General features: G+C 66.6%; 17 protein-coding genes. 5 read left to right on the top strand and 12 right to left on the bottom strand.

From position 1 onward, the window contains the following. The first annotated feature begins 155 nt into the window (after nt 1–155). Nucleotides 156–818 (top strand): orotate phosphoribosyltransferase, encoded by a 663-nt coding sequence (gene pyrE, locus INP52_RS01710; protein WP_194371850.1) that lies wholly within the window; start codon nt 156–158, stop codon nt 816–818. A 9-nt stretch (nt 819–827) separates the two neighbouring features. Here the strand turns inward: pyrE and INP52_RS01705 are convergent, their stop codons facing one another. After that, a complete protein-coding gene (locus INP52_RS01705; protein ID WP_194371849.1) occupies nt 828–1,055 on the bottom strand; it encodes a hypothetical protein in 228 nt (75 codons plus the stop codon). Nucleotides 1,056–1,465: 410 nt separating this feature from the next. Between INP52_RS01705 and INP52_RS01700 the strand changes: the two genes are divergently transcribed. After that, the gene (locus INP52_RS01700) at nt 1,466–4,069 is read left to right on the top strand and encodes a DEAD/DEAH box helicase (RefSeq protein WP_194371848.1); all 2,604 of its coding nucleotides are present in this window, start codon (nt 1,466–1,468) and stop codon (nt 4,067–4,069) included. 342 nt (nt 4,070–4,411) lie between these two features. Here INP52_RS01700 and INP52_RS09890 read toward each other — a convergent pair whose 3' ends face one another. The 4 genes from INP52_RS09890 to INP52_RS01685 form a co-directional block, all read right to left on the bottom strand. Continuing rightward, the gene (locus INP52_RS09890) at nt 4,412–4,999 is read right to left on the bottom strand and encodes a DUF4143 domain-containing protein (RefSeq protein WP_228478369.1); all 588 of its coding nucleotides are present in this window, start codon (nt 4,997–4,999) and stop codon (nt 4,412–4,414) included. Then, nucleotides 4,885–5,502: an AAA family ATPase gene (locus INP52_RS09885; protein WP_232364362.1), complete on the bottom strand. Its 618-nt coding sequence runs from the start codon at nt 5,500–5,502 to the stop codon at nt 4,885–4,887. Before INP52_RS09885 ends, INP52_RS09890 begins: the two co-directional genes overlap by 115 nt. Before the next feature lie 265 nt (nt 5,503–5,767). Continuing rightward, nucleotides 5,768–8,554 (bottom strand): YfhO family protein, encoded by a 2,787-nt coding sequence (locus INP52_RS01690; protein WP_194371847.1) that lies wholly within the window; start codon nt 8,552–8,554, stop codon nt 5,768–5,770. 18 nt (nt 8,555–8,572) lie between these two features. Then, complete coding sequence (locus INP52_RS01685) at nt 8,573–9,496, bottom strand: carbohydrate deacetylase (protein ID WP_194371846.1); 924 nt, start codon at nt 9,494–9,496, stop codon at nt 8,573–8,575. 133 nt (nt 9,497–9,629) lie between these two features. Here INP52_RS01685 and INP52_RS01680 point away from each other — a divergent pair, with 133 nt between their 5' ends. Then, the gene (locus INP52_RS01680; RefSeq protein ID WP_194371845.1) at nt 9,630–10,640 is read left to right on the top strand and encodes a glycosyltransferase family 2 protein; all 1,011 of its coding nucleotides are present in this window, start codon (nt 9,630–9,632) and stop codon (nt 10,638–10,640) included. Between the two features lie 3 nt (nt 10,641–10,643). Here the strand turns inward: INP52_RS01680 and INP52_RS01675 are convergent, their stop codons facing one another. Further along, nucleotides 10,644–11,051 (bottom strand): GtrA family protein, encoded by a 408-nt coding sequence (locus tag INP52_RS01675; RefSeq protein ID WP_194371844.1) that lies wholly within the window; start codon nt 11,049–11,051, stop codon nt 10,644–10,646. Between the two features lie 149 nt (nt 11,052–11,200). Between INP52_RS01675 and INP52_RS01670 the strand changes: the two genes are divergently transcribed. Next, a complete protein-coding gene (locus INP52_RS01670; protein ID WP_194371842.1) occupies nt 11,201–13,315 on the top strand; it encodes a HelD family protein in 2,115 nt (704 codons plus the stop codon). A 105-nt stretch (nt 13,316–13,420) separates the two neighbouring features. Here INP52_RS01670 and INP52_RS01665 read toward each other — a convergent pair whose 3' ends face one another. The 4 genes from INP52_RS01665 to INP52_RS01650 all read right to left on the bottom strand — a co-directional run bounded on the left by INP52_RS01665 (nt 13,421) and on the right by INP52_RS01650 (nt 17,503). Next, a complete protein-coding gene (locus INP52_RS01665; RefSeq protein ID WP_194371840.1) occupies nt 13,421–13,792 on the bottom strand; it encodes a helix-turn-helix domain-containing protein in 372 nt (123 codons plus the stop codon). Between the two features lie 9 nt (nt 13,793–13,801). Further along, a complete protein-coding gene (locus INP52_RS01660) occupies nt 13,802–16,486 on the bottom strand; it encodes a cation-translocating P-type ATPase (RefSeq protein ID WP_194371838.1) in 2,685 nt (894 codons plus the stop codon). 253 nt (nt 16,487–16,739) lie between these two features. Then, nucleotides 16,740–17,015, bottom strand: a complete 276-nt coding sequence (locus INP52_RS01655) for a hypothetical protein (protein WP_194371836.1) — start codon at nt 17,013–17,015, stop codon at nt 16,740–16,742. Between the two features lie 2 nt (nt 17,016–17,017). After that, a complete protein-coding gene (locus INP52_RS01650) occupies nt 17,018–17,503 on the bottom strand; it encodes a glycoside hydrolase family 3 protein (RefSeq protein WP_194371834.1) in 486 nt (161 codons plus the stop codon). A gap of 94 nt (nt 17,504–17,597) precedes the next feature. Here INP52_RS01650 and INP52_RS01645 point away from each other — a divergent pair, with 94 nt between their 5' ends. Beyond that, nucleotides 17,598–17,747 (top strand): GHKL domain-containing protein, encoded by a 150-nt coding sequence (locus INP52_RS01645; RefSeq protein WP_194371832.1) that lies wholly within the window; start codon nt 17,598–17,600, stop codon nt 17,745–17,747. A 310-nt stretch (nt 17,748–18,057) separates the two neighbouring features. On the opposite strand, the gene INP52_RS01640 is transcribed toward INP52_RS01645, so the two are convergent. Further along, nucleotides 18,058–21,018 (bottom strand): glycoside hydrolase family 3 protein, encoded by a 2,961-nt coding sequence (locus INP52_RS01640; RefSeq protein WP_194371830.1) that lies wholly within the window; start codon nt 21,016–21,018, stop codon nt 18,058–18,060. A gap of 166 nt (nt 21,019–21,184) precedes the next feature. After that, entirely contained in the window at nt 21,185–21,649 is a 465-nt protein-coding gene (locus INP52_RS01635; RefSeq protein WP_194371828.1) for a hypothetical protein, read from the bottom strand. Nucleotides 21,650–21,708: the final 59 nt, after the last annotated feature.

Below are 21,708 nucleotides of genomic sequence, written 5' to 3'. Positions count from 1 at the left end.
CTCCTGGCTCTCTTCCGCAAGAGCCGGGGACTTTGATGGCCCCGCGGCGGGCGTCGACGCGACGCATTTCTGCAGTTTGGGCCTTAGCAGCGCGCCTGCGGCTAGAATTACCGTGTCATGAAACCAAGCGACGCGCACGCGCCGAGAGGAGACCCATGGAAGACTACCAGCGTTCGTTCATCGACTTCATGGCCGAGTCCAACGTCCTCACCTTTGGAAGCTTCACGCTCAAGAGCGGGCGCACGTCGCCGTTCTTCATGAACGCCGGTGCCTACGTGACCGGCTCGCAGCTCAAACGACTGGGCGAATACTACGCGCATGCCATCCATGACAACTTTGGCCTGGACTTCGACGTGCTCTTCGGGCCTGCGTACAAGGGCATTCCCCTGGCCGTGTCCTGTGCGATCGCTCTGCACGACCTCTACGGCAAGGAGGTCCGCTACTGCGCCAACCGCAAGGAGGCCAAGGATCACGGGGCGGACGCCGGAAGCTTTCTGGGCTCGCCCCTTGCCGACGGGGACCGCGTGGTCATGATCGAGGACGTCACCACCTCAGGCAAATCCATCGACGAGACCTACCCCCTCGTGACCGGCGCGGCACGCGTCGAGGTCAAGGGACTTATCGTCTCGCTCGATCGCATGGAGGTAGGCAAGGGCGGACGCGTCACGGCCCAGCAGGAGATCCAGGAGCGCTACGGCTTTCCCGTGGCCTCGATCGTGAGCATGGCCGAGGTGAGGGAGGCCCTCGGCGGAAGCGTCATCACCCCCGAACTCGGGGCCGCGCTCGACACCTACTACGAGCGCTACGGCGTGAGGTAGGCGTACGAGCTAGACGTAGGTCACGCGCACCGTGGGGCCCCGCCCGTTCATCGCGTTCGAGCTGGCAGTCGCATAGAGGTAGCGATGGCAGCTCAGGGCGGGCGCGCACCAGCCGCTCATGCCCGCGACCAGGAGCTCGTCGCCTATCGCCTCGCCCAGGGAGCGGGCGAGCTGCGTGTTCCACGTCTGGACGACGAGGTACTCGCTCGGGTAGCCACAGTGTCCTGCCTCGCTCACGTAGACCGCGATGCCCGCGGGGCCGTCGCCCCTCGTGGACCTCGGGCTTTGCGACCGAGGGAAGCGAGGCCGTCCCGTTGGGAACGAAGGTCTGCGACACCCCACGGCAGAGGCCCGGAGCAAGATCCGGGCCTCTGGGGTCAGACGAGAGTGCAGCGACGCCCAGACTGAGCCAGGAGAAGGAGGGGATGGGCCGACTCGTTTACTGCGTAGGGCGTCCGGACGGGAAGCTCGCTTTCCCTCGTTGCCCCCTAGCATAGGCCACGAGCTCGCGAGCGAGAACCGCCTGACGCAAGCTGTTCGTTTCTCGTCACGTCTGGCGGGGGGAGGTCGCTCTGCGGCACCCGGGCGCGGGCGGGAGCTCGCATGGGCGCGTAGAATGGGAGGCCACGAACACGGAGGAGACATACATGGCCGACCCTGACCAGACCACAACCGCAGAGACGCTCGACGGCGGGCCCAACGCCCCTGGCTCCCTGGGCCGGCTCATCCCCTGGCCCGACGACAGGAGCTATCCCAACCTCTCCGCCGAGGAGGCCCTCGACCTCTTCCTTGGCTGGGTCGACGCGCGCGGGATGCAGCTGTGGCCCCACCAGGAGGAGGCCCTCCTGTCCGTCGCGGCAGGCGACCACCTCATCCTGGGCACGCCCACCGGTTCGGGAAAGTCCCTCGTAGCCCTGGGCATGTGCTTCATGAGCGTCTGCACGGATCGCCGCGCCTACTACACCGCCCCGATCAAGGCCCTGGTGAGCGAGAAGTTCTTTGACCTCGTGGAGCTCCTGGGCCCCGAGAACGTGGGCATGATCACCGGCGACGCCTCGATCAACGCGAGCGCCCCCGTCATCTGCTGCACCGCCGAGATTCTGGCCAACCAGGCGCTCGCCGAGGGAGACGCCTGCGACGTGGGCTGCGTCGCCATGGACGAGTTCCACTTCTACGCCGACCCGGATCGCGGCTGGGCCTGGCAGGTCCCGCTCCTGACCCTGCCCCACGTGCAGTTCCTGCTCATGAGCGCCACGCTCGGCGACACCACCACCATCGCAGGGGCGCTCGCGGAGCACACGGGCGGGCGCACCGTAGACACCATCGCCGACGCGGCGCGCCCCGTGCCCCTCTCCTACGAGTTCGTGGACACGGCGCTCGAGGGGACCGTCGAACTCGCCCTGCGCGCGGGCGAGGCTCCCCTCTACATCGTGCACTTCTCGCAGGACGCGGCTCTGACGAGCGCGCAGTCCCTGGCCAGCTACGGCGTTTCCACCAAGGAGCAGCGCGAGGCAATCAAGGATGCCATCAAGTCCACGCGCTTCACCACCACCTTCGGAAAGACGCTGCGCCGCCTCCTGGGCTGCGGCGTGGGCGTGCACCACGCGGGCATGCTGCCGCGCTATCGCCTGCTCGTGGAGAAGCTCGCGCAGCGGGGCCTCTTGCCCGTGATCTGCGGGACCGACACGCTCGGCGTGGGCATCAACGTGCCCATTCACACCGTCGTCCTCACGGCGCTCTCCAAGTTCGACGGGCGCCGCATGCGCCACCTCAACGCGCGCGAGTTCCACCAGATCGTGGGGCGCGCCGGTCGCGCGGGCTTTGACACCGAGGGCCGGGTCATCGCCCAGGCCACGGAGTACGACATCGAGAACGCCCGCGCGCTCGCCAAGGCCGGCGGCGACCCCAAGAAGGCGCGCAAGATCAAGACGAAGAAGCCTCCCGAGGGCTTCGTGGGCTGGAACAAGCAGACCTTCGAGCGCCTGGAGTCCGCCGTGCCCGAGCCCCTGCGCCCCCGGATGAAGGTCACGCACTCGATGGTGCTCGCCGAGGTCGAGCGGGGCGGCGACGCCTGGGCCCGCGTCCACGCGCTCGTCGCCGACTCCGCGCAGCCCGAAGACGAGAAGGCCCGTCTCTCCACGCGCACCGACGAGATCTTTGCCACGCTCATGGATGCGGGCGTGGTCGTGCGCGAGGAGGGGCCGGACGGATGCACCAGCTACCGCACCACGGTGGACCTGCCGGACGACTTCGCGCTCGACCAGCCCCTCTCGCCGTTTCTCCTCGCCGCGCTCGAGCTTTTGGACCCCGCGTCGGAGACCTACGCGCTCGACGTCATATCCCTGGCCGAGGCCACGCTCGAGGACCCCTTCCAGATCCTGCGCGCCCAGCAGCGCGCCGCGCGCGACCGCGCGATGGCCGAGATGAAGGCCGACGGTGTGGAGTACGACGAGCGGATGGAGCGCCTGGCCGAGGTCACCTACCCCAAGCCGCTCGAGGAGCTGCTCGAGGCTGCTTTCGCCGAGTACTGCGCCAAGGTGCCCTGGGCGAGCGACTTCGCGCTCTCGCCCAAGTCCGTCCTGCGCGACATGGTGGAGACGGCAAGCGACTTCAAGGAGTACATAGGGCGCTACGGCATCGCGCGCTCGGAGGGGACGCTCCTGCGCTACCTCTCGGAGGCGTTTCGCGCCCTCGACCGCACCGTTCCCGCCGACAAGCGCGACGAGCGTCTGGAGGACATCATCGCCTGGCTGGGGCTGGTGGTGCGCTCGGTGGACTCCTCGCTCGTGGACGAGTGGACGGCGGCTGGCTCGGCCGACGGAGGGCTCGACGCCGCCCCACCCGAGGCGGCCGACGAGGTGGTCCACGACCGGCGCGCCCTCACGCTGCTCGTGAGAAACGCCCTGTTCGCACGCGTGCGCGCGGCGGCGATGGGCAACGTGGACGAGCTGGGGCGCCTTGACGCCGAGTGGGGCTGGCGCGCGCCGGTCTGGCAGCGGGTGCTCGGGGCCTTCCACGAGGAGCACGAGGAGATCCTGCTGGGAGGCGACGCCCGCTCTGCGGCCTACCTCTTTCTTGACGAGTCCGACGAGAAGGACGCCCACGTCTGGCACGCGCACCAGATCTTCCGCGACTCCGACGACGATCATGACTTTGGCATCTGGGCCGACGTGGACCTCGACGCCACGCAGGACGAGGGGTCCGTGGTCTTCTCGGCCTATCGCGTGGGGTTCGTGGACGACGAGGGGTAGGGGCGTCGCCCCAGGTGGGGTCACGGGCGCGGGCGCGCTTGCGCTTGCAAAATCGGGGCCGTGGCACGTGAGAGGTACTTCTCGCCCGCCCCAGCCCCCGATTTGTGAGCACGCCCGAGCCGAAGCGGAACCAGAGTCAGGCCCCGGCGCTCGTCCCCGGGCGACCTCTCCGATTGGGACGCTTTCTTGATGCACCAGGGTCCCTCTTGACACCTGGGGAAAACGTCAAAGCGAGAACGCGCTTTGGGGCCTCTTCCTCGCAGTTGCATCAAGAGTGTTCCCCAATCCAGCATCCGACGAGGCGACGCGGAAATGGGAGCACGTTCAACCCAACAAGAGCCCTCACCAGAACAGCGGCACCTCGCCAAGAAGAAACTCCTCGAGGCCGCAGGCCCCCGCTGCCGTACCTCCCACGATGATTCGACGAGCCTCGGGATGGCGCGCGAGAAACTCCGCCATGCCGCTCTGGGAACTCTCGTGTCCGCTCTTCACCTCAAGGACCGTGAGCGCCCCGCCTCGCTGCAGCACGAAGTCCACCTCTTTGGTCCCCTCACGCCACCAGAACACCTCGAAGCCCTCCTGGGGTGCGCGGGCGAGCAGGAAGGCCCCCACGACCGACTCCACGAGATGCCCCCGCAGGTCGAGCTCGCCCAGAAGCCGGTCGCGGCCCTTCTCGGAGGTTGCCGTCATGAGTGAGGTGTCATACACCATCAGTCGCGGCGAGCTGCGCCGACGCACGAGCTCCTTGGGATCGAACTTGGGAATAGCGGCCAAGATGCCCGCCTTGCCCAGAAGATCGAGGCAGTGGGCCACGGTTACGGTGTTTCCCGCATCCTGGAGCTGCCCGACCATCTTCGTGTAGGAGAGCTCTTTGCCGGAGTACGTCGCACCCGGCCTGAAGAGCGAGCGCATGAGCGCGGGCTTGCGCACGTCCTCCCGCTGGAGGACGTCCTGAGAGATGGTCGGTTCGATGACTGCGTCCCTGAGGTAGGCCGTCCATCGACCCTCGTCGGCCGCAAAGCGCGCTGCACCGGGATAGCCTCCGTAGAGGAGGAAGTCGTCAAGCGAGTATCCGAAGGCCTCGCGGCACTCACCCAGGCTCCAGTGGGAGAGTGGATGAGCTCGAACCTTCCCATCAGGGAGTCCTCGAGACCCTTATGGAGCAGCAGGGAGGAGGACCCACTTAGAAAGACCTTGGGGGAGAGGCCTGCTCGCCGGTCGGCATCCCAGAGCGACTTGGCCACGGTGGGCCAGCGGTCGACCTTCTGGACCCCGTCAACGATAAGGACCGTGACGGCCCCAGCAGCAGCGCGCACCATGTTGCGCGCCTGCTGCCACTCTGTTCTGAGCCAGCCCGCAGAGGGCTCAAGGGGATCGTCTGCGCTCACAAAGTGACTTGCCGCCTTTGACTGCCCGAGCGCCTGGAAGAGCATGGTGCTCTTCCCCGTCTGACGGGGACCCACCACCACCTGCATGAGGGAGTTACCGTTCTCGACCATGCGCTGCGCTATGGTCGCAACCTGATCTCTCTGGTACATGTCCACCTCCCATTGAGTATTTTTACTCAGCAGGGGTAGGAACAAGGCGCTTGGCGCATCTGCGCGCATGAGACCGTGCCGAGACTGCCCGGGCGCGCACATTGGCGTCTCTCACGAGCGATTCCGTGCGCCCCGGCAGGCCGCCACGGCGATAAACACCCTAGGCGTGCTCATGCAGACGCCTGCGCCGCGCAAGCCCACGCCAGGCCGCAAAGGCCGCCACGCTCGCGACGCTCGCCACGGCACCCGCGGCCAGCCCCGGCGTCTCGTAGGTGAACTCGACCTGGTGCTCCCCCGCACTCACGTCCACGCCGCAGAGCCCCTCGTAAAGTTTGCGCACCTCGGCGGGCTCCCCGTCGATTGTGACGTGCCAGCCCGTGTCGTAGGGAATCACCGTGAGGAGCGTCTCGTCCTTCTCGGCGGAGAATCTCAGGCTCACGTGGCCGTCCTCGAAGCTCTCCACGCTCGTCGCGTCGTCGTCGAGCGCCCCGCGCAGCTCCAGAAAGCGGCTCACGTCGAGCGTGCGCACCACGAGCAGGTCAGACGAGGACGACCCCGCAAGGATCTGCTCCGCCACCCCGTCGAGACCGCCCGCGAGCGTGCCGTTCACGGTCTGGGTTCCTGCCACGTCCGGCGTCAGGCGCACCGTGACCTGGAGGACCTGACCTGCCGTATGCTCCCCGAGGTAGATCACGCCGTTGTCGAAGTTGTTTCCCACCGACTGCACGTCCGCGCCGTCGACCGAGACCATGCAGTGCTGGCGCAGCGTGGACATGATGGGAACGTGCAGGTAGGTGGGCCCGTCCTGGGAGATCGTCACGGTCCACGTGCGCGAGTCCGTCGTTGTGGCATCCGTGAGCTCAGAGACCTGCGCATCCGCATAGAGTCCCGAGGCGTCCTGGCCCGTCATGTTGGCCAGCATCGCCTCCTGGTTGGCGAACGGGTCCTTGACGAGCGAGAAGCCCTGCCACTCGTCCTGGATGTCCTTGATCGCAAAGGCATCCTGGTTGTCGAAGACGACCTCCGGCCACGTGACGTCGCCCGCCCCCGCCGCGATGCCATAGGCCGCGGGCAGGTCGACGGTGCTTCTCCACAGGCTGTACCCCGGGTAGGGCACGTCCACGGCCCCGACGAGCTCCGTGAGCGGGGGCTGCACCCGAGAGATCGTGTAGTCGACGCCCAGGAGCGCGTCGGTGGGCGTCATGGGCACGTTGTCGTAGTAGCCGAAGATCTCATTCGTGCCCGAGTAGCCCAGGCGCGTCAGCAGGTCGACCATCGGGCTGCCCATCGTGGAGGTGTACTCGGAGAGACCCGAGGCCCCCATGAGAAAGCCCTCGGTGGTGGTGGCGTGGTTCGCCCCCTCGCCCCTGAAGGAGAAGTCCGTCTGCGCCACGCGCAGGCCGTCGTCTTCGCGCTCCATCTGGTCGTAGGTGGAGCTCAACTCAGAGACATAGGTGCCCCAGTCGTCCACGCTGCGCGTGTAGTGCGAGAAGACCGAGGCGGCGTTGGCCCCCTGCTCGACCGCCAACAGGACGCCCGTTACCGCAAGCGCGACGCGCGCGGGCCCCTTCCTGGGCCCGGCCGCCACGCAGGCCAGCAGGGCAAAGCCCACGAGCAGCGCGAACGTCGCCAGAAGCGCGCCCATGCCCACCGGGCTCTGACGCGTGTACAGCTTGACGTTCATCACCGCGAGGCCGATCCCCAGGCAGGCGAGAAGCGCGGCCGCGAGCAGCGTACGTAGGCGCTCGCGGACCTCCAGGCCGCCCAATGCCTCGGCACCCTGGGCCGCCACGAGCACCACCGCGAACGAGACCACGTACGCGTAGCGGAAGAAGTACGAGGTCGCCGGCTTGAATCCCGACCACATGACGTCGAGCGGAACCACGCAGACCGAGACCGCCATGAACGCGAGCAACCCCGCGGCCAGGACGCGCCGACGACGCGGAACCCCGCGGTTGAGCAGGAGGGAGACGACGAGCACGACGGCGAGGGCGCTCGTGTAGAGCGGGGCCATCCGGTCCCAGTCGCTCGACGGCGTGGCCGTGAGCGCGAACGAGGCCAGAAGATTCGAGGGGTTGTAGGAGAAGCGCAGGTGGGCCATGTTCTCCAGAAGGGAGCCGCCGCCCTCCTTGGTGGCGAGCAGCCCCAGGACCGCCGGGAGGAACATCACGAGGCTCGCGCCCACGCCCAGAAGCATCGTTAGCGCATAGCGGCCCCCCACGCGGACGCGCCGCTCGCCGCGCGACAGGTCGAGCCAGCAGACCAGAAAGTACAGGACGGAGAAGACGCAGTCCATGTAGCCCGTGTACCAGTTGAACGTCACGGCAGCCGCCACGCTCACGAACAGCGTCAGACACGTTCCCCGGCGCACGAGCCGCCAGGTGCCCAGCGCCACGAGCGGCAGCATGATGACGCCGTCGAGCCACATGATGTTGCTGCACTCGGCCACCGCGTAGCCGCACAGCGCGTAGACGACGGCGAGCAGCACGTACACGGTCCCGGGACGGTGGCGCAGACGGAAAAACGCATAGCAGCTCAGGGCCGCGCACGAGAGCTTGAGCAGCGTGAGCCAGCTCATGAGCTGCGGAGCGTCCTCGGGCTGGAAGAACCACGCAAGCAGGTTGAACGGGCTGGCAAGGTAGTAGGCGACCGTCGCCGCCGTGCCCTCGCCCATGCCCTGGGAAAACGAGTAGAAGAGCGATCCCTGGCCGTGCATGACGTTGGAGAGCCAGCCGAACAGGCCCACGTATTGGATGTCCATGTCCCAGAGGGCCACACTCGTCTGGCCAAACGGGTAGATGCCCCGCACGGCGAAGGCCGCGCAGAGTACCACGAAGGCCAGAAGCGGCGCAAGCAGGTACTCGTAGCCGCGCGCTCGCACAAGCCACGCGAGCGGACGCGGGGCTTGTGCACGTCTGCTATTGTCGCCCGCAGTGTCTTCGGTCACGGTTTTCTCCGCCATGGGCTACGCCGCCCCCTCAAGCGCGGCCGAGAGAGCAGGCGAGCGCAGCGCGTCGTACTCCACGTCGCGCCCCTCCCCACATGAGAAGGCCACGAAGCCGGGAAGCTCCGGGTTCAGGCAATCCTCGGCACACGACACGCGACCGGGATGGAAGAGCAGCTCAAGGTTGGTGCCCGCCTGCCCTGAGCGCTCCAGGAGCGAGGGCAGCACGGCGCACACGCGCCTCTCGTCCATGTGACCCGAGAAGAGCACGCCACAGAAGACGGCGGAGAGCTCGTCGGCAGCGGGAAGGCCGGAGGCGGCCAGCATCCGGCGGTCGCGCGCCCACAGGAAGTTGAGCAGCGCGTGCTTGACCCAGTTCACGGGCTTGATGGAGCCCACCACGGACGCAGCCAGAAACGTCGAGGTGGGCTCGACGGGAATCCGCAGGTAGTCGAGGTGGTACTCGGGTCTCTGGGCCACGGCAAGCACCGCCGAGAAGACCGCGGGAATGAGCTGGGTGTGCTGGTGCGCGTCCAGGCGCAGGTGGCCGGCAAGCTCCGGAAAGCGTCTCACCACGCGCGCGACCTGAGTTGCGGCCTCCACCTCGAGCTGGTGGCTCAACTCGGAGGCATGCGAGCCGAAGGAACCCGCAAGAAGTCCCCCGTAGCCCAGCCGGAAGCGTCCGCGGCCGTCTACGAGCAGGGGCACCTCGGCCGGGTCGGCGCAGCAGGTCCCCTCCACGAAGTTGAGGTGCACGCCCACGCGCAGGGCGTCCGGACGTCCGTCCAAAAGCTCGGCGCACTCGTCGAAGCGCGGCGAGTTGGCAAAGACGCTCAGCGAGTTCAGCACACCCCGGCCGCCTGGCACATCCGCGCAGCACTCGAGGATCCTGCGAGACTGCTCAGGCGTGATGCCAAAGTCATCGGCATGAATGATGACGGGCATGTGAGCGCTCCCCTCTCGCCGTGTGCCGCAGGTAGATTCTTACCGCGGCGGCTAGTATAGGTGAAGCCGGTGGGTATGCATCAGTCCAACGTCCTCCGACGCACACCTGCCACGCAAGCAACAGGAGGGGCACATGAACCTTTCGGTAGTCGTTCCCTGCTACGAGGAACACGAGTGCCTGCCGCTCCTCTTCGATCGGGCCACGGCCGCGTTTGACGCGGCGGGCCTTGACTACGAGCTCGTGCTCGTCAACGACGGAAGCTCTGATGACACCTGGCAGCTCCTCGAGAGGTTCGCCCGCTCGGGCCGGGCGAACCACGTGGTATGCGTAGACTTCTCGCGCAACTTTGGCAAGGAGGCGGCGCTGCTCGCCGGGCTCTCGCACGCCACGGGCGACGCCGTGGGCATCATGGACGCCGACCTCCAGCAGGAGCCCGAGACGCTCGTGGCCATGTATCGCAAGCTCATGGCCCACCCCGAGGCCGACTGCGTGGCCGCCTACCAGGAGAGGCGACACGAGGGGGCGCTGCACGCTGCGCTCAAGGAGGCGTTCTACCATATCTTTAAGGCCATGGCGGACGGCACCTCCAAGATGGTCCCCGACGCCTCGGACTTCCGCGTGTTCCGCCGCGACGTCGCCGAGGCACTTCTCGCCATGCCCGAGTACCACCGGTTCTCCAAGGGGCTCTTTGCCTGGGTTGGCTTCGAGACGATCCCGTTCGCCTACGAGCCCTCTCCGCGCGCGGCGGGCAGCAGCAAGTGGTCCCTGCGCCAGCTCATGCGCTACGCCACCGACGGCATCTTTGCCTTCTCGACGGTACCGCTCAAGCTCGCGACCTGGGTCGGGTCGACGGCGGCAATCGCGTCGGTCGTCTACTTCTTCATGGTGCTCTACGACGCGTTCGGCCTCCAGAACACCCCCGAGGGCTATCCCACCATCGTGTGCCTCATCCTCTTGCTGGGAGGCCTCACCCTGCTCACGCTGGGCATCATTGGTGAGTACGTGGCCCGCATCTACGTGGAGGGCAAGGGTCGCCCCGTCTACATCGCCCGCCGCGTGGTCGTGAGCGAGGGCGGACGGCTGCGCGAGACGGGCTTCGAGCGCAGCGGGGAGCAGCCGCGCCACGTGGACGCGCGCAGCTAGGGGCTAGGACGCCTGGTCGCCGGCGTCGAGCCAGCGCCGGCGCGAGAAGAAGTTCCAAACCATGACCACGATCGTGGCAAAGAGCTTGGCCAGGGTGACCATGAGGGCCGAGTCCCCGAGCGCGGCGACGCCCGCGGCCATGCAGAGCTCGTTGATGACCAGGCCCACGGCAGACAGCGCGAGGAAGATCACGAACTCGCCACGACGGCTCAGGTCGTCGCGGTGCGTGAACACGAAGCGCATCGACGCGAGGTAGTTGAACACCACCGAGACGCAGAACGACACGCCCGCCGAGAAGACCGGGTCCCAGCCCAGGCCCTGCGAGAGCAGCATGAGGACGCCGTAGTCTATGGCGAACGCGATGGTCCCCACGACGCCGAACTTCAGAAGCTGCTCGATGAGCTTGCGCATGACTCTCCCCTTGATCGGGCTCAAGGATACGCCAAAGCCCGAAGCGGGTGACGGGCGCGCGACCATCCGGCGGGCTCCGCCACACTTGTCGGCGTCCGCCCCAAAGCGTAGCATGGTCTATTCGACTTTTACGTCAGTGCAGGAGGAACATGGACACCACGCCCAACCAGCACGATGATCCCATTCTCGCAAAGGAGCAGGCCCACCTGAGCGAGGTCTACGGCTGGCTGCTCAAGATACGCGACAACATAACGAGCGACCTCGACTCCAACCACGCCGGCGCGCGCCAGGACCTCATCGACATGAGCGAGGAGGTTCGCCTGAACTTTAACAGCTCGGACGAGACCATGGAGACCCTCGCCGCCATCGAGACGCTCAACAACATCATCGACGTCTACAACCAGTACCACGACTCCAACGTCGACAAGCTCCGTCGCGTAACGCTCCTGCTCATGCAGCCCTACTTTGCCAAGGTCACGCTCGAGATGCGCCCGGGCCGCCCCGCGCGCGACGTCTACATCGGGACCGCTGGCATCACCGACGAGCACAGCCGCCCGATCGTGGTGGACTGGCGCAGTCCCGTGGCCGAGACCTACTACAACCAGCAGATGGGCCCCACGAGCTACTCCGTGGACGGGCGCGAGCGCACGGTCAACCTCACGCTGCGCCGTCAGTTCGACATCGTGCGCGACCAGCTCAACTCCTACTTCGACACCAGCGTGGCCATCGAGGACTCGCTGCTCCTGAGCGCGCTCAAGAGCCACCACTCCGAGAAGCTCAAGGCCATCACCGCCACGATCCAGCGCGAGCAGAACGAGGTCGTGCGTCACGATGACGTGCCCGTGCTTCTCGTCAACGGCATCGCGGGCTCCGGAAAGACCTCCGTGCTCCTGCAGCGCATCGCCTACCTGCTCTATCGCAAGCGCAAGACGCTCAGCGAGGACCAGGTCTGGCTCTTCACGCCCAACGCGGTGTTCGAGCGCTACATCGACACCGTCCTGCCATCCATGGGCGAGGCCAACCCGCAGACCCTCACCTGGAAGAGCTTCGTGGCCGAGCAGGGTGCCGGCGAGCGCGACCTGGGCCGCTCCACCTCGACGAAGACCCTACGCCACCTGGAGGATTCCTCTCGTGACCTCGTGCTCGAGCCCGACGACCTGCGCGAGATCCGCTGCGAGGGAGAGGTGCTTCTCAAGGTGAGCCAGGTGGTGGGTGCCGTGCGCAAGTTCGAGCGCTTTGGCGTGGGCCCGCGCTTCACCGCCCTGGTCACAGACGAGCTACACGATCGGCTGGACCGCCGCTTCACGCAGATGGCCAAGGACGAGGGCCTCCAGGAGGAGATGCTCGGCCTCGACGTTGACCAGCAGGTCGAGCTCTTTGGCGAGACGATCTCTCCGGAGGGCGACGCCGAGACCGTCACATACACGCGCCGCCTCGTGGAGAGTCGCTTCTCCGGAGCGCACGACCAGATCGAGCGCCTCGCGTGGCTGCGCCTCGACCGCGTGGGCATGCGCCTTCTGAGCCAGCCGGCGCTCTCGGCGACCGAATGGCTCTACCTGCGCCTCATCTTCACGGACACCGGCGAGAAGACCGCGCGCTTCGTCATGGTGGACGAGGTTCAGGACTACACCGAGGCCCAGCTCATGGTGCTCGCGCGCTACTTCTCGCGCGCGCACTTCCTGCTTCTGGGTGACGAGAACCAGGCCATCTCCGAGGGGACGGCCACCTTTCCTCAGGTCGCGGAGATCTTTCGGGAAAGTCACGGCAGCGTGGACGAATGCCGCCTGCTCACGAGCTATCGCTCCTCCCCCGAGATCACGGCCCTCTTTGCCGGACTGGTCAAGCACGACGAGCGGCTCCGCCTTGCCTCCGTGCAGCGCGAGGGCGTCAAGCCGACCATCCAGGCGTTTGCCGAGCGCGATGACTACCTGCGCGCCCTGCGCGCCGCGGTGTCCGAGCCCGGCGCGGGCCTCACCGCCGTCATCGCACAGAGCGACGCGCGCGTGAGCTGGCTCTCCAAGCAGCTCGGCGAGGGGGTCTGCGTGGTGGACCACGACAGCGACCTGCCGGTCACCGGCGTGGTCCTTCTCAGCCTGCGCATGGCCAAGGGGCTCGAGTTCGACCACGTGATCGTCCCCGACGCCCAGGCCGAGGTCTACCCCGACACGCCTCTCGCGCGCCGCCAGCTCTACACCGCTCTCTCGCGCGCAATGCACCGCGTCACCGTGCTCGCCCAGGGGGCGCTCACGCCGCTTCTGGGGTAGCACCCGGTCGCAATGCGACCGCTCATACAGCCCAGACGGGAAGGGCCCACGTCGTGGAGTTTATCGCGAACGCGTCCGACGACAGGCACACGACGGCTCCCGTTCCTATCGTGCGCTTAAAAGTGGACAGCTCAGGCGGGCAAGCTGCGCACCGCACTCGACATCACATGCCTGACGCGATGCCCGCGCCTCGTGCTCGTCGGCATCAGCGAAACGAATCGTCAGCACCTTCCCCATTCCTCTCGCAAGTTTGGAGAGCGTGCGAACGGTCGTGTTCGTGTCCGCCGTTTCGATGAGGCTGATCGTTTTCTGTGGCACGCTCGCTGCCTCGGAGAGTCCCCTTTGAGAGATTCCCGCTTTCGTACGAGCCCGTACGAAAGCGCGCATCGCCTGATACTTGCCTTCTCCCTCACGCCAAACGCGATCAAACTCAGAATTTTCTCGCGGGGCTTCGATATGTTCATTCAGTGTCTTCATGGCGCTTCTTTATTCCTCGCCCACGTTGCGATGGCGCAGGAGGAGGCGGCGGTAGTGCTCGGACTCTGAGCGGTTGTCCCAGAGCTTGACCACCTCAGCCACGAGGGTGGGAACCAAGGAGAGCCCAAACACGCAGGCCCAGCTCGCGGGGCCCAGCGGCACAAGGCCAAAGATCGCGCCCAGCGGAGCAACGAGCGCTAGTACGCTGAGCACGGCGATAATACCCACGGCACTCCACACGAGCGGCAGGTTATCGCGCACGGTGCGCTTAAAGACGGAGGCGCGGCTGCGCACCGTGAAGATGTGCAGCACGCTCGTGAAGGCCACGACCAGAAAGCACATGGTCCGACCCACCAGAAGCGAGGGCCCTGCTCCGCCCGGCAGCCAGACGAAGGCGCCGAGCCAGAACGCGAGCATGCTCACGACCGTGAAGGCCAGCGTCTGCTGCGCGATCACGCGCACGAGACCGCCCGCAAAGAAGCTCTCCTGGCGCCCGATGGGCTTGCGCCCCATGATGCGCCCGTCGCTCACGTCCTGAGCGAGGCGCAGGCCAGGGACGCCGTCTCCCAGCACGTTGATGAGCAGAAGCATGACCGGAGTGAGGGGCATGCCCCAGCCCGCGAGCTGCGCCCCGAGCATGACCACGATCTCGGACAGGTTGCACACGAGCAGGAAGTAGATTGTGCGCTTGATGTTGGAGAAGACGTTTCTGCCCTCGCGCACCGCTTCGACGATCGTCGCGAAGTTGTCGTCGATAAGGACCATGTCGGCCGCAGCCTTAGCAACCTCGGTTCCGGCCTGCCCCATGGCCACGCCCACGTCGGCGGCCTTGAGCGCGGGAGCGTCGTTCACGCCGTCGCCCGTCATGGCAACGACCTCGCCCCGCTCCTGCCACGCCTCGACGATGCGGATCTTGTCCTCTGGCGAGACGCGCGCGTAGACGGAGTAGTCACGCACGTTGTCCACGAGCTCCTCGTCGGACATCGCCTGGAGCTGCCGGCCCGTGATCACCGTTCCTCCGTCGCCGATGAGGCCGATCTGCCGGGCGATCGCCGCGGCCGTGGCCGCATGGTCGCCGGTGATCATGACCGTTCGTATGCCCGCGCGACGCGCCGTCTGGATGGCCTTGGCGGCCTCGGGGCGAGGCGGGTCGATAAGCCCTATGATGCCCTCGAATGTAAGGTCGCCCTCCAGCTCCTCGAGGTTGCCACTCTGGGGCAGCCCCTCGACGCGACGGCTGCCCAGCGCGATCACGCGCAGGGCGTCGCCTGCGAAGGCGTCGTGCATGGCCCGGCGCTCGGCGAGCGTGGCCTCGTCCACCGCCGCGAACGGGATGCGGTCGAAAGCCCCCTTCGTGAGCACGAGGTAGCCTCCCTCGGGCAACGCATGCACGCTCGTCATCATCTTGCGCGCGGAGGAGAACGGGACCTCCCCCACGCGCGGCATGCGCTCCTCGAGCTGACCGCAGGCCTCGCCGCTGGAAAGGAGCAGGCGCAAGATGGCGCTTTCGGTGGCGTCGCCGACGATTCTCTCGCCACCCTCGCCGTCCGGCTCCAGAGTGGCGTTGCTGGCAAGCGACAGCTTGTGGATGAGCTCGCAGACGGGACCCGCGACCGCCTCCTCGCTCACCGCCACGGGCGCGGAGCCCGACACCCAGGCGCGCTGCACGCTCATGCAGTTCTGCGTGAGCGTGCCCGTCTTGTCCGAGCAGATGACCGAGGTCGAGCCGAGCGTCTCCACGGCGGGAAGCTTCCTGATGAGCGCGCGCTTGCCCGCCATGTTCTTGATGCCCTGGGTGAGCGTGAGCGTGACGATGAGCTGCAGCGTCTCGGGCACGGCCGCGACGCCAAGCGAGACCGCCGCCAGGACCATGGCCCAGAACTCCTCTCCCTGCCTGAGGCCCCCGGCGAGAAGGGCCGCCGCCGCGGCTGCGGCAATCGCGCTAAGCGTGCGGCTCACACGGTTGAGGCGGCGCTGGAGCGGGGTCTGGAGCTTCTGGGTGTTGTTGAGGTAGCCGGCGATCTTGCCCATCTCGGTCTGCATGCCGGTGGCGCAGATTACGGCCTTGGCATTGCCAGCCGTGACCAGGCACCCCGAGAAGACCATGTTCAGACGGTCGCCGATGGGCACGTCGTCCTCGATGAGCACGGAGGCGTCCTTCTCCACGGGTTCGGACTCACCGGTGAGCGAGGACTCGTCCACGCTGAGCCCGATCGCCTCGACGAGGCGCGCGTCGGCAGCCACGAAGTCGCCGGTCTTGAGCAGGAGCACGTCTCCGCACACCACGTCGGCGGTATCGATCTCCAGACGCGCGCCACCGCGCAGCACCAGGCAGGAGGGGCTGTTAAGGTTTTGCAGGGCCTCGAGCGCGCGCTCGGCCCCGCGCTCCTGCGTGACGGCGAGCGTCATGTTCAAGACGATGATCGCAAAGATCACCAGGGGCTCGAGGTAGCCATGCCCCTCGCGAACGGCCAGCGCGAGCGAGAGCGCCGCCGCCACGAGCAGGATGATGTTCGCCACGTCCTTGAACTGGCGCAGCACCATGGAGGCAACGCTCTCGGGCTTTGCCTGCTGATAGGCGTTCGCGCCGTGCTCGTCCAGGCGACGGCGCGCCTCTTGCACGGAGAGGCCTTCCTTGACGCGTGTGTCCAGCTCTTCCAGGGCCTTCTCGACAGAAACGTTCCAGTACTTCATGCTCCTCGTTTCATAGGTCGGGTGACGGGAGTCGAATGCCTCCTGTGGGAGGCGCTTCGCATTCACACGTGAATGACGGTCATTATCAATTTATTTTCCTACCCACTTTAAGGTGGGACTATGCCCGGAGCTCGCAAGGCGGTCCGCGTGGAAGGCGGCTGTCTAGGAGTACTCGAAGTGTATGGTATCGAATCGCTCAACGCCAAAGGCCTGGGCTGGAGCTGCGAGCGTGGCGTCATCCACGACGGTAAGCTCAATGGCCGTCGAGCGTCGTCAAACGAGCATTGCCGTCTGACTCCATCACGAGCTCGAACAGATATTCCTTGCCCGAGACGTTCCCGTAGATCGACCGTGCCGCCGTGTTCACCGACCCGCGCCAGGTACCCACATAGAAGCGCCCCAGTCCCTTGGTCCCCGACGTCGTCCTGAGAAGGGTCGCGCCCACCGCGAGCAGCGCGACAAGGGGGGCCGCCACGATGAGGACGGCCCTCCTCCTGCGGGAGAGACGAGATGTCTGCTCCCTCCCCATGGCTACAGCTTGAGGTACTCTGACGCGGTGAGCGGATCGGCCTTATAGGTCTTGGTTCGCTCATCGTCAATTGTCCCGGACCAGTTGAGGCCATAGGCAAAGTCGTACTCGTTGCCCTCGGAGCCCCCGTGACAGTCCATGTCGCGGGGGACGTCCTCGAGCTGGGCCTCGACAGCGTCCATGCTGGCCGGCATCTGCAGGGGCAAAAGGCCAGAGGGCTCAGCATGACCGGCAGGAATGTTCAGGAATTCGGTGCCCTTGGTCCCAAAGCCCATCAGGATTTCTGAGACCTCGGACTCGAACTCGGAGAAGACCATGGGCTTGGTGGCGTTGAGGCAGACCACGACGGGCTTGTCTTGCATGAGAGCCACGCTGCCCTGGATGAGCGTGAGCTCGTCGGAGTTGACCACGGTTGCCTTCTGCCCAAGATAGCTGCGGTTCTCTTTGACGCCGTCGACCACGTTGCCGGAGATAGGCTCCTCGCGCACGCGGGGGCCGTCGGCGGCATGCTCCCCATATTCTTAATCACGCCGCCCTTGTCCTTGAGCATGACGATGGACATCGGAGTAGGCAATACTTCCGATGACGACTAAGCCGGACACCGCAAACCACGGCTTTGGCGTTCGCTCCATGAGCGCGATCGCCCGGCGCTATGGGGGCACGCTTCACGCAGACGTCGACGGCGACCTCTCCTACCTCAACGTGGTGCTCCACAGCCCGGAAGCCCTGTGACGCAGGGCCCAAAATCGAGTGCGCGAAAGTCGGGCTACGTGGACGAGAAGAGCGCGGTTCTCGGTAGTGTTTTCCCAGTTGGCGGGGCTCGGCCCCTATCACATAACGAGGACTTTCGCGCACTCGATGAAGCCGGCGACTCCATCCCGAGGTGCGCTCACGAATCCGGGGCCGTGGCAGCTACGGACGCCGGATGCGCATGAAACGGGGGCTGGGGCACGTGAGGAGAAGCCCCCACGTGCCACAGCCCCGGATTCGTGAGCAACCGCGGCCGTGAGCGGTCGCGGTTGGGCCAGTGATCAGCCGTCCCCTACTCGCTGTCCTCGTCCTTCTTGGCCGCGGCCAGCGTGCGGTTGGCCTTGTAGGCGCGATACCCGAAGAAGGCGGCACCAGCCAGAAGCACGGCACTGCCACCCCAGACGCCCATCTGCCACGGAGCCGTTCCGTAGCTCACCTTGGAGCCCGGCGCCATGCCCTGCAGGGCGTTGGAGTTGGCCACCGTGAAGAGCGTGCGGTGCATCGCCTCGCGCATCTGCGCCACGACGGTCGCGGTGTTGGTGCCCTTGAAGTTGGGCGTCATCGCGGAATAGGTGAGCTGTAGGTCGGTGCCCCCGGCCAGGGCCTGGTTCTTCTCCATATAGCCGTAGAGGTTGAAGTCGGTGATCATGCAGCCGGTGAAGCCCCACTCGTTGCGCAGGACGTTGGTGCACAGGCTCTTGCGCCCGCCCGACCACTCGGCACCCACGTAGTTGAAGGAGCTCATCATACCCGTGCAGCCCGGCATGGTCTTGGTCTTGACGGTGCCCGCGTCATCGGCGATGTACTTCATCTCGCAGGTGGCCTCCTTGACCGTGATCTCAAAGGGGCGCAGGTAGATCTCGCGCGTGGCCTGCTCGCTCGCCCAGGTGCAGATGTGCTGGATGCGGTAGGACTCCTGGTCGTTGAGGGCAAAGTGCTTGGCCATCGCGTAGCAGCCGTTGGTGGCCGCGCCCGAGACCACGGCGGCCCCGATCTTGCCGGCGAGCAGCGGGTCCTCCGAGTAGTACTCGAAGTTGCGACCGGCAAAGGGGCTGCGGTGCGTGTTCATGGCCGGGGCGTACCAGCCGTTGTAGCCCGAGGCCAGGGCCTCCTGGCCCACCATGAGGCCCATGCGCCCCATGAGTTCGGTGTTCCAGGTCTGGGCCATGATGAACTCGGAGCAGTACGAGCAGTTGCCGGTGGGCCCGGTGAGCGAGGTGAAGCCGGCGGGGCCGTCGGGCTCGGTGGTCTCCGGCTTGCCGATGGACTCGACCGCGCCGGTGTTGTAGGCGCAGTCGTTGAGCATGCCGGCCATGTCGTCAACGGAGAGCTGGTCGAGCAGGGCGTCCCAGGCCTCGTCGTCATAGTCAAGGCCACGCACGTCGATGAGCTGCAGGCCGTTGGAGGCCCCCGTCGTGGGCATCTGGGCCCCATCGTCCAGGTGCTGGGAGTAGTCGTACTCCTCGAAGCTAAGGCCCACGGACTCGGCCGTCATGTCCTCGGCGGGCTTGGGCCAGGTGCCGGCGAAGTCGGAGCGGGAGAGGTTCTCGCAGTAGCTCTGCATGTGCTCGGTCATGTCGTCGAACTGGTTGGAGAGCTTGGCGCCCGTGGCGGAGTCCGTGTCGAAGGTCTGGGCATCCAGCGTCAGGGTCTCGGAGCCGACCACGGTGTGCGAGTCGGTACGCAGGCTGATGACGTAATCTCCGGCGCCCAGGACGTAGGCGCCCTTCTCGGAGCTCCAGGAGGCCAGGGCGCGCACGGGGACCTCCAGCGTCAGGGTCTCGGACGACCCGGGGTCAAGCGGCTGCGTCTTGCCAAAGGCACCCAGGACCACGGCGGGCTTCTCGACGCCGCCGGCCACGTAGGGGGCGGAGTAGTAGAGCTCGGCCACGTCCTTGCCGGCGGCCGATCCCGTGTTGGTGATCGTTACCGAGGCCGTGATCGCGTCCGCAGACGCCTCCACGGAGTCGAGCGCCTGCGAGAAGGTCGTGTAGGAGAGCCCGTAGCCAAACGGGAAGACGACGGCGGAGTCGTAGTCAAAGCCCGCGTAGGTTCCGGCCGCGGCCTCGGCGGCGGCCGTCTCGTAGAAGCGGTAGCCGACGTAGACGCCCTCCTTGTACTCCACGAAGTAGGCGGTGCCCTCGGCGGCGCTCGAGTTGTAGTTGGAGGCGTAGTAGCCCGAGACGTCGGTGTAGTGCTTGCCCCCGAAGTTGTTGAACGTGGGATCGGCGGTGAAGTCCGAGGCCCAGATGTCCGTCGTCTTGCCGGAGGGGTTCACGGCGCCCGTCAGGACCTGCCCCACGCCCGTGGCACCCGAGGCGCCCAAGGAGCCCACGCACAGGATGGCGTCGACCGCGTACTCCCCGTCTACGAGGGCACCCAGCTCAAGCGGCGTGGAGGCGTTCACCAGCACGACGACCTTGTCGCAGCTCGCCTTGGCAGCGGAGATGAGGTCCTTCTCCTCCTGGCAGAGCTCGAGCTGATGCTGGCCCTCGACGTAGTTGGACGTCTCGTCGTTCTCGGTGAAGTTGCTCGAGACGCCGGAGTCCAGGTCGGCGAGAAGGTCGCGGGAGAGGTCGCCGCCCTCGCCGCCGCCGCGCCCGATGACCACGACCGCCGTGGTCCCGAAAAGGGAGTTCTTCACGTCGTCGGGATAGGCCGACCAGGGGATCTCCCCGATGTAGTAGCTGGCCGTGGCGGGGTCGTCCATGGTGATGCTGGCCTTGGGATAGGTCGAGAAGTTCTCCGCCGTCCAGGTGTAGGCCGCGTCGTTGAGAGCCAGACCCGCGTTGGACAAACCCGTGTAGAAGTTCACGCACGAGGACTCGTCCACGGTGCCCGAACCCGCGCCGCCGTAGATGGGATCGGCCGCGTAGCGACCCAGGAGCGACACCTCGGTGCCGGCCGCCAGGGGCAGCGCGCCCCCCTCGTTCTTGAGGAGGACCGCGCCCTCGCCCATGATCTCGGCGACGAGCGTCTCGGCGTCGGCGGTCGCCTTGGCGCGCCCACGGTACTGGGCGTCGTAGTAGGCGGTGTCCCAGCTCTCCGACCCAGCCACGTTGGTGACGGTGGAGGGGCGCCCTCCCAGATAGTGGTCGAGCAGCGAGCGGAACATGTTGGTCCCCACGTTCGCCGCCGCCGTGACGCCCACGAGCCCCGCCGACACGGCCGCGTTACCAATGAACGTGCGGCGTGTGAGGGGCTTTCTCGGCTTCTTGGGCTTTCCGTCCTGCTTCTTGGCTGTCTCAGCCATCTTGTCTCCTTTCACGCTGCCGCGTGGCGGCAGGGCCTCTTCCCGCAAGGGGCCGAGAAGGCCGGGGGGAGAAAGCGCGCCGCTCCAGAATGTGGGACGGCGCGCTCATCACCTGGCTCGTATCGGACTCCTAGCATTCGTATCGCGGCTTGCGAGGCACGCCGTCCTAGCCGTAGAAGTCGAAGTTGATGGTGTCGAAGTCCGCGATGTCAAAGTCGGCGGCCTTGCCCTCGAGCTTGGAGGGGTCGACGACGCTGAGCACGATGTCGCCCTTGGAGAGGTGCAGGGTGACCTGGTCCTCGGTGCCCTCCCAGGTGCCCTCGTCGCTCAGCAGGTCGGCGTGGGCCTCGAGGGGCACCACGGTGCAGGTGCCGTCCTCCTCCAGGTTGACGTCGAGCATCTGCTCGTTGCCTCCGGCCGTACCGTAGACGGTCTGACCGGTGATCTCTACGGAGCCGCGCCACTGGCCGTGATAGAGCGCGACGGCGTCGAAGTCCCCGCCGCTCTGCTCCTGGGTCGTAGTGCTCCCCGTCGTGGTGGTCTTGTCGTCGGTGGTTGCCCCGCCGCAGGCGACGAGGGAAAGACCAAGAGCAGCGGCCATGACGCCGCCCATGATGACGTTCTTCCTCATACTCGAAAACCTTCCTTCTTTTTGGACCGTGCCGCCATAGGGAGTCGGGTGAGCCCTCC

This window comes from Thermophilibacter immobilis (assembly GCF_015277515.1).
GTDB classification, from domain to species: Bacteria; Actinomycetota; Coriobacteriia; order Coriobacteriales; family Atopobiaceae; genus Thermophilibacter; species Thermophilibacter immobilis.
Note: the sequence above shows the minus strand (reverse complement) of the source record. Positions and strands in the feature narration are given on the sequence as shown.

Bases quoted from the DNA above. Each gene is read 5' to 3' on its own strand.
- pyrE (WP_194371850.1), top strand. From the start codon at position 156: ATGGAAGACTACCAGCGTTCGTTCATCGACTTCATGGCCGAGTCCAAC.
- INP52_RS01700 (WP_194371848.1), top strand. From the start codon at position 1,466: ATGGCCGACCCTGACCAGACCACAACCGCAGAGACGCTCGACGGCGGG.
- INP52_RS09885 (WP_232364362.1), bottom strand. From the start codon at position 5,502: ATGCTCTTCCAGGCGCTCGGGCAGTCAAAGGCGGCAAGTCACTTTGTG.
- INP52_RS01685 (WP_194371846.1), bottom strand. From the start codon at position 9,496: ATGCCCGTCATCATTCATGCCGATGACTTTGGCATCACGCCTGAGCAG.
- INP52_RS01680 (WP_194371845.1), top strand. From the start codon at position 9,630: ATGAACCTTTCGGTAGTCGTTCCCTGCTACGAGGAACACGAGTGCCTG.
- INP52_RS01675 (WP_194371844.1), bottom strand. From the start codon at position 11,051: ATGCGCAAGCTCATCGAGCAGCTTCTGAAGTTCGGCGTCGTGGGGACC.
- INP52_RS01670 (WP_194371842.1), top strand. From the start codon at position 11,201: ATGGACACCACGCCCAACCAGCACGATGATCCCATTCTCGCAAAGGAG.
- INP52_RS01665 (WP_194371840.1), bottom strand. From the start codon at position 13,792: ATGAAGACACTGAATGAACATATCGAAGCCCCGCGAGAAAATTCTGAG.
- INP52_RS01660 (WP_194371838.1), bottom strand. From the start codon at position 16,486: ATGAAGTACTGGAACGTTTCTGTCGAGAAGGCCCTGGAAGAGCTGGAC.
- INP52_RS01655 (WP_194371836.1), bottom strand. From the start codon at position 17,015: ATGGGGAGGGAGCAGACATCTCGTCTCTCCCGCAGGAGGAGGGCCGTC.
- INP52_RS01645 (WP_194371832.1), top strand. From the start codon at position 17,598: ATGACGACTAAGCCGGACACCGCAAACCACGGCTTTGGCGTTCGCTCC.
- INP52_RS01640 (WP_194371830.1), bottom strand. From the start codon at position 21,018: ATGGCTGAGACAGCCAAGAAGCAGGACGGAAAGCCCAAGAAGCCGAGA.
- INP52_RS01635 (WP_194371828.1), bottom strand. From the start codon at position 21,649: ATGAGGAAGAACGTCATCATGGGCGGCGTCATGGCCGCTGCTCTTGGT.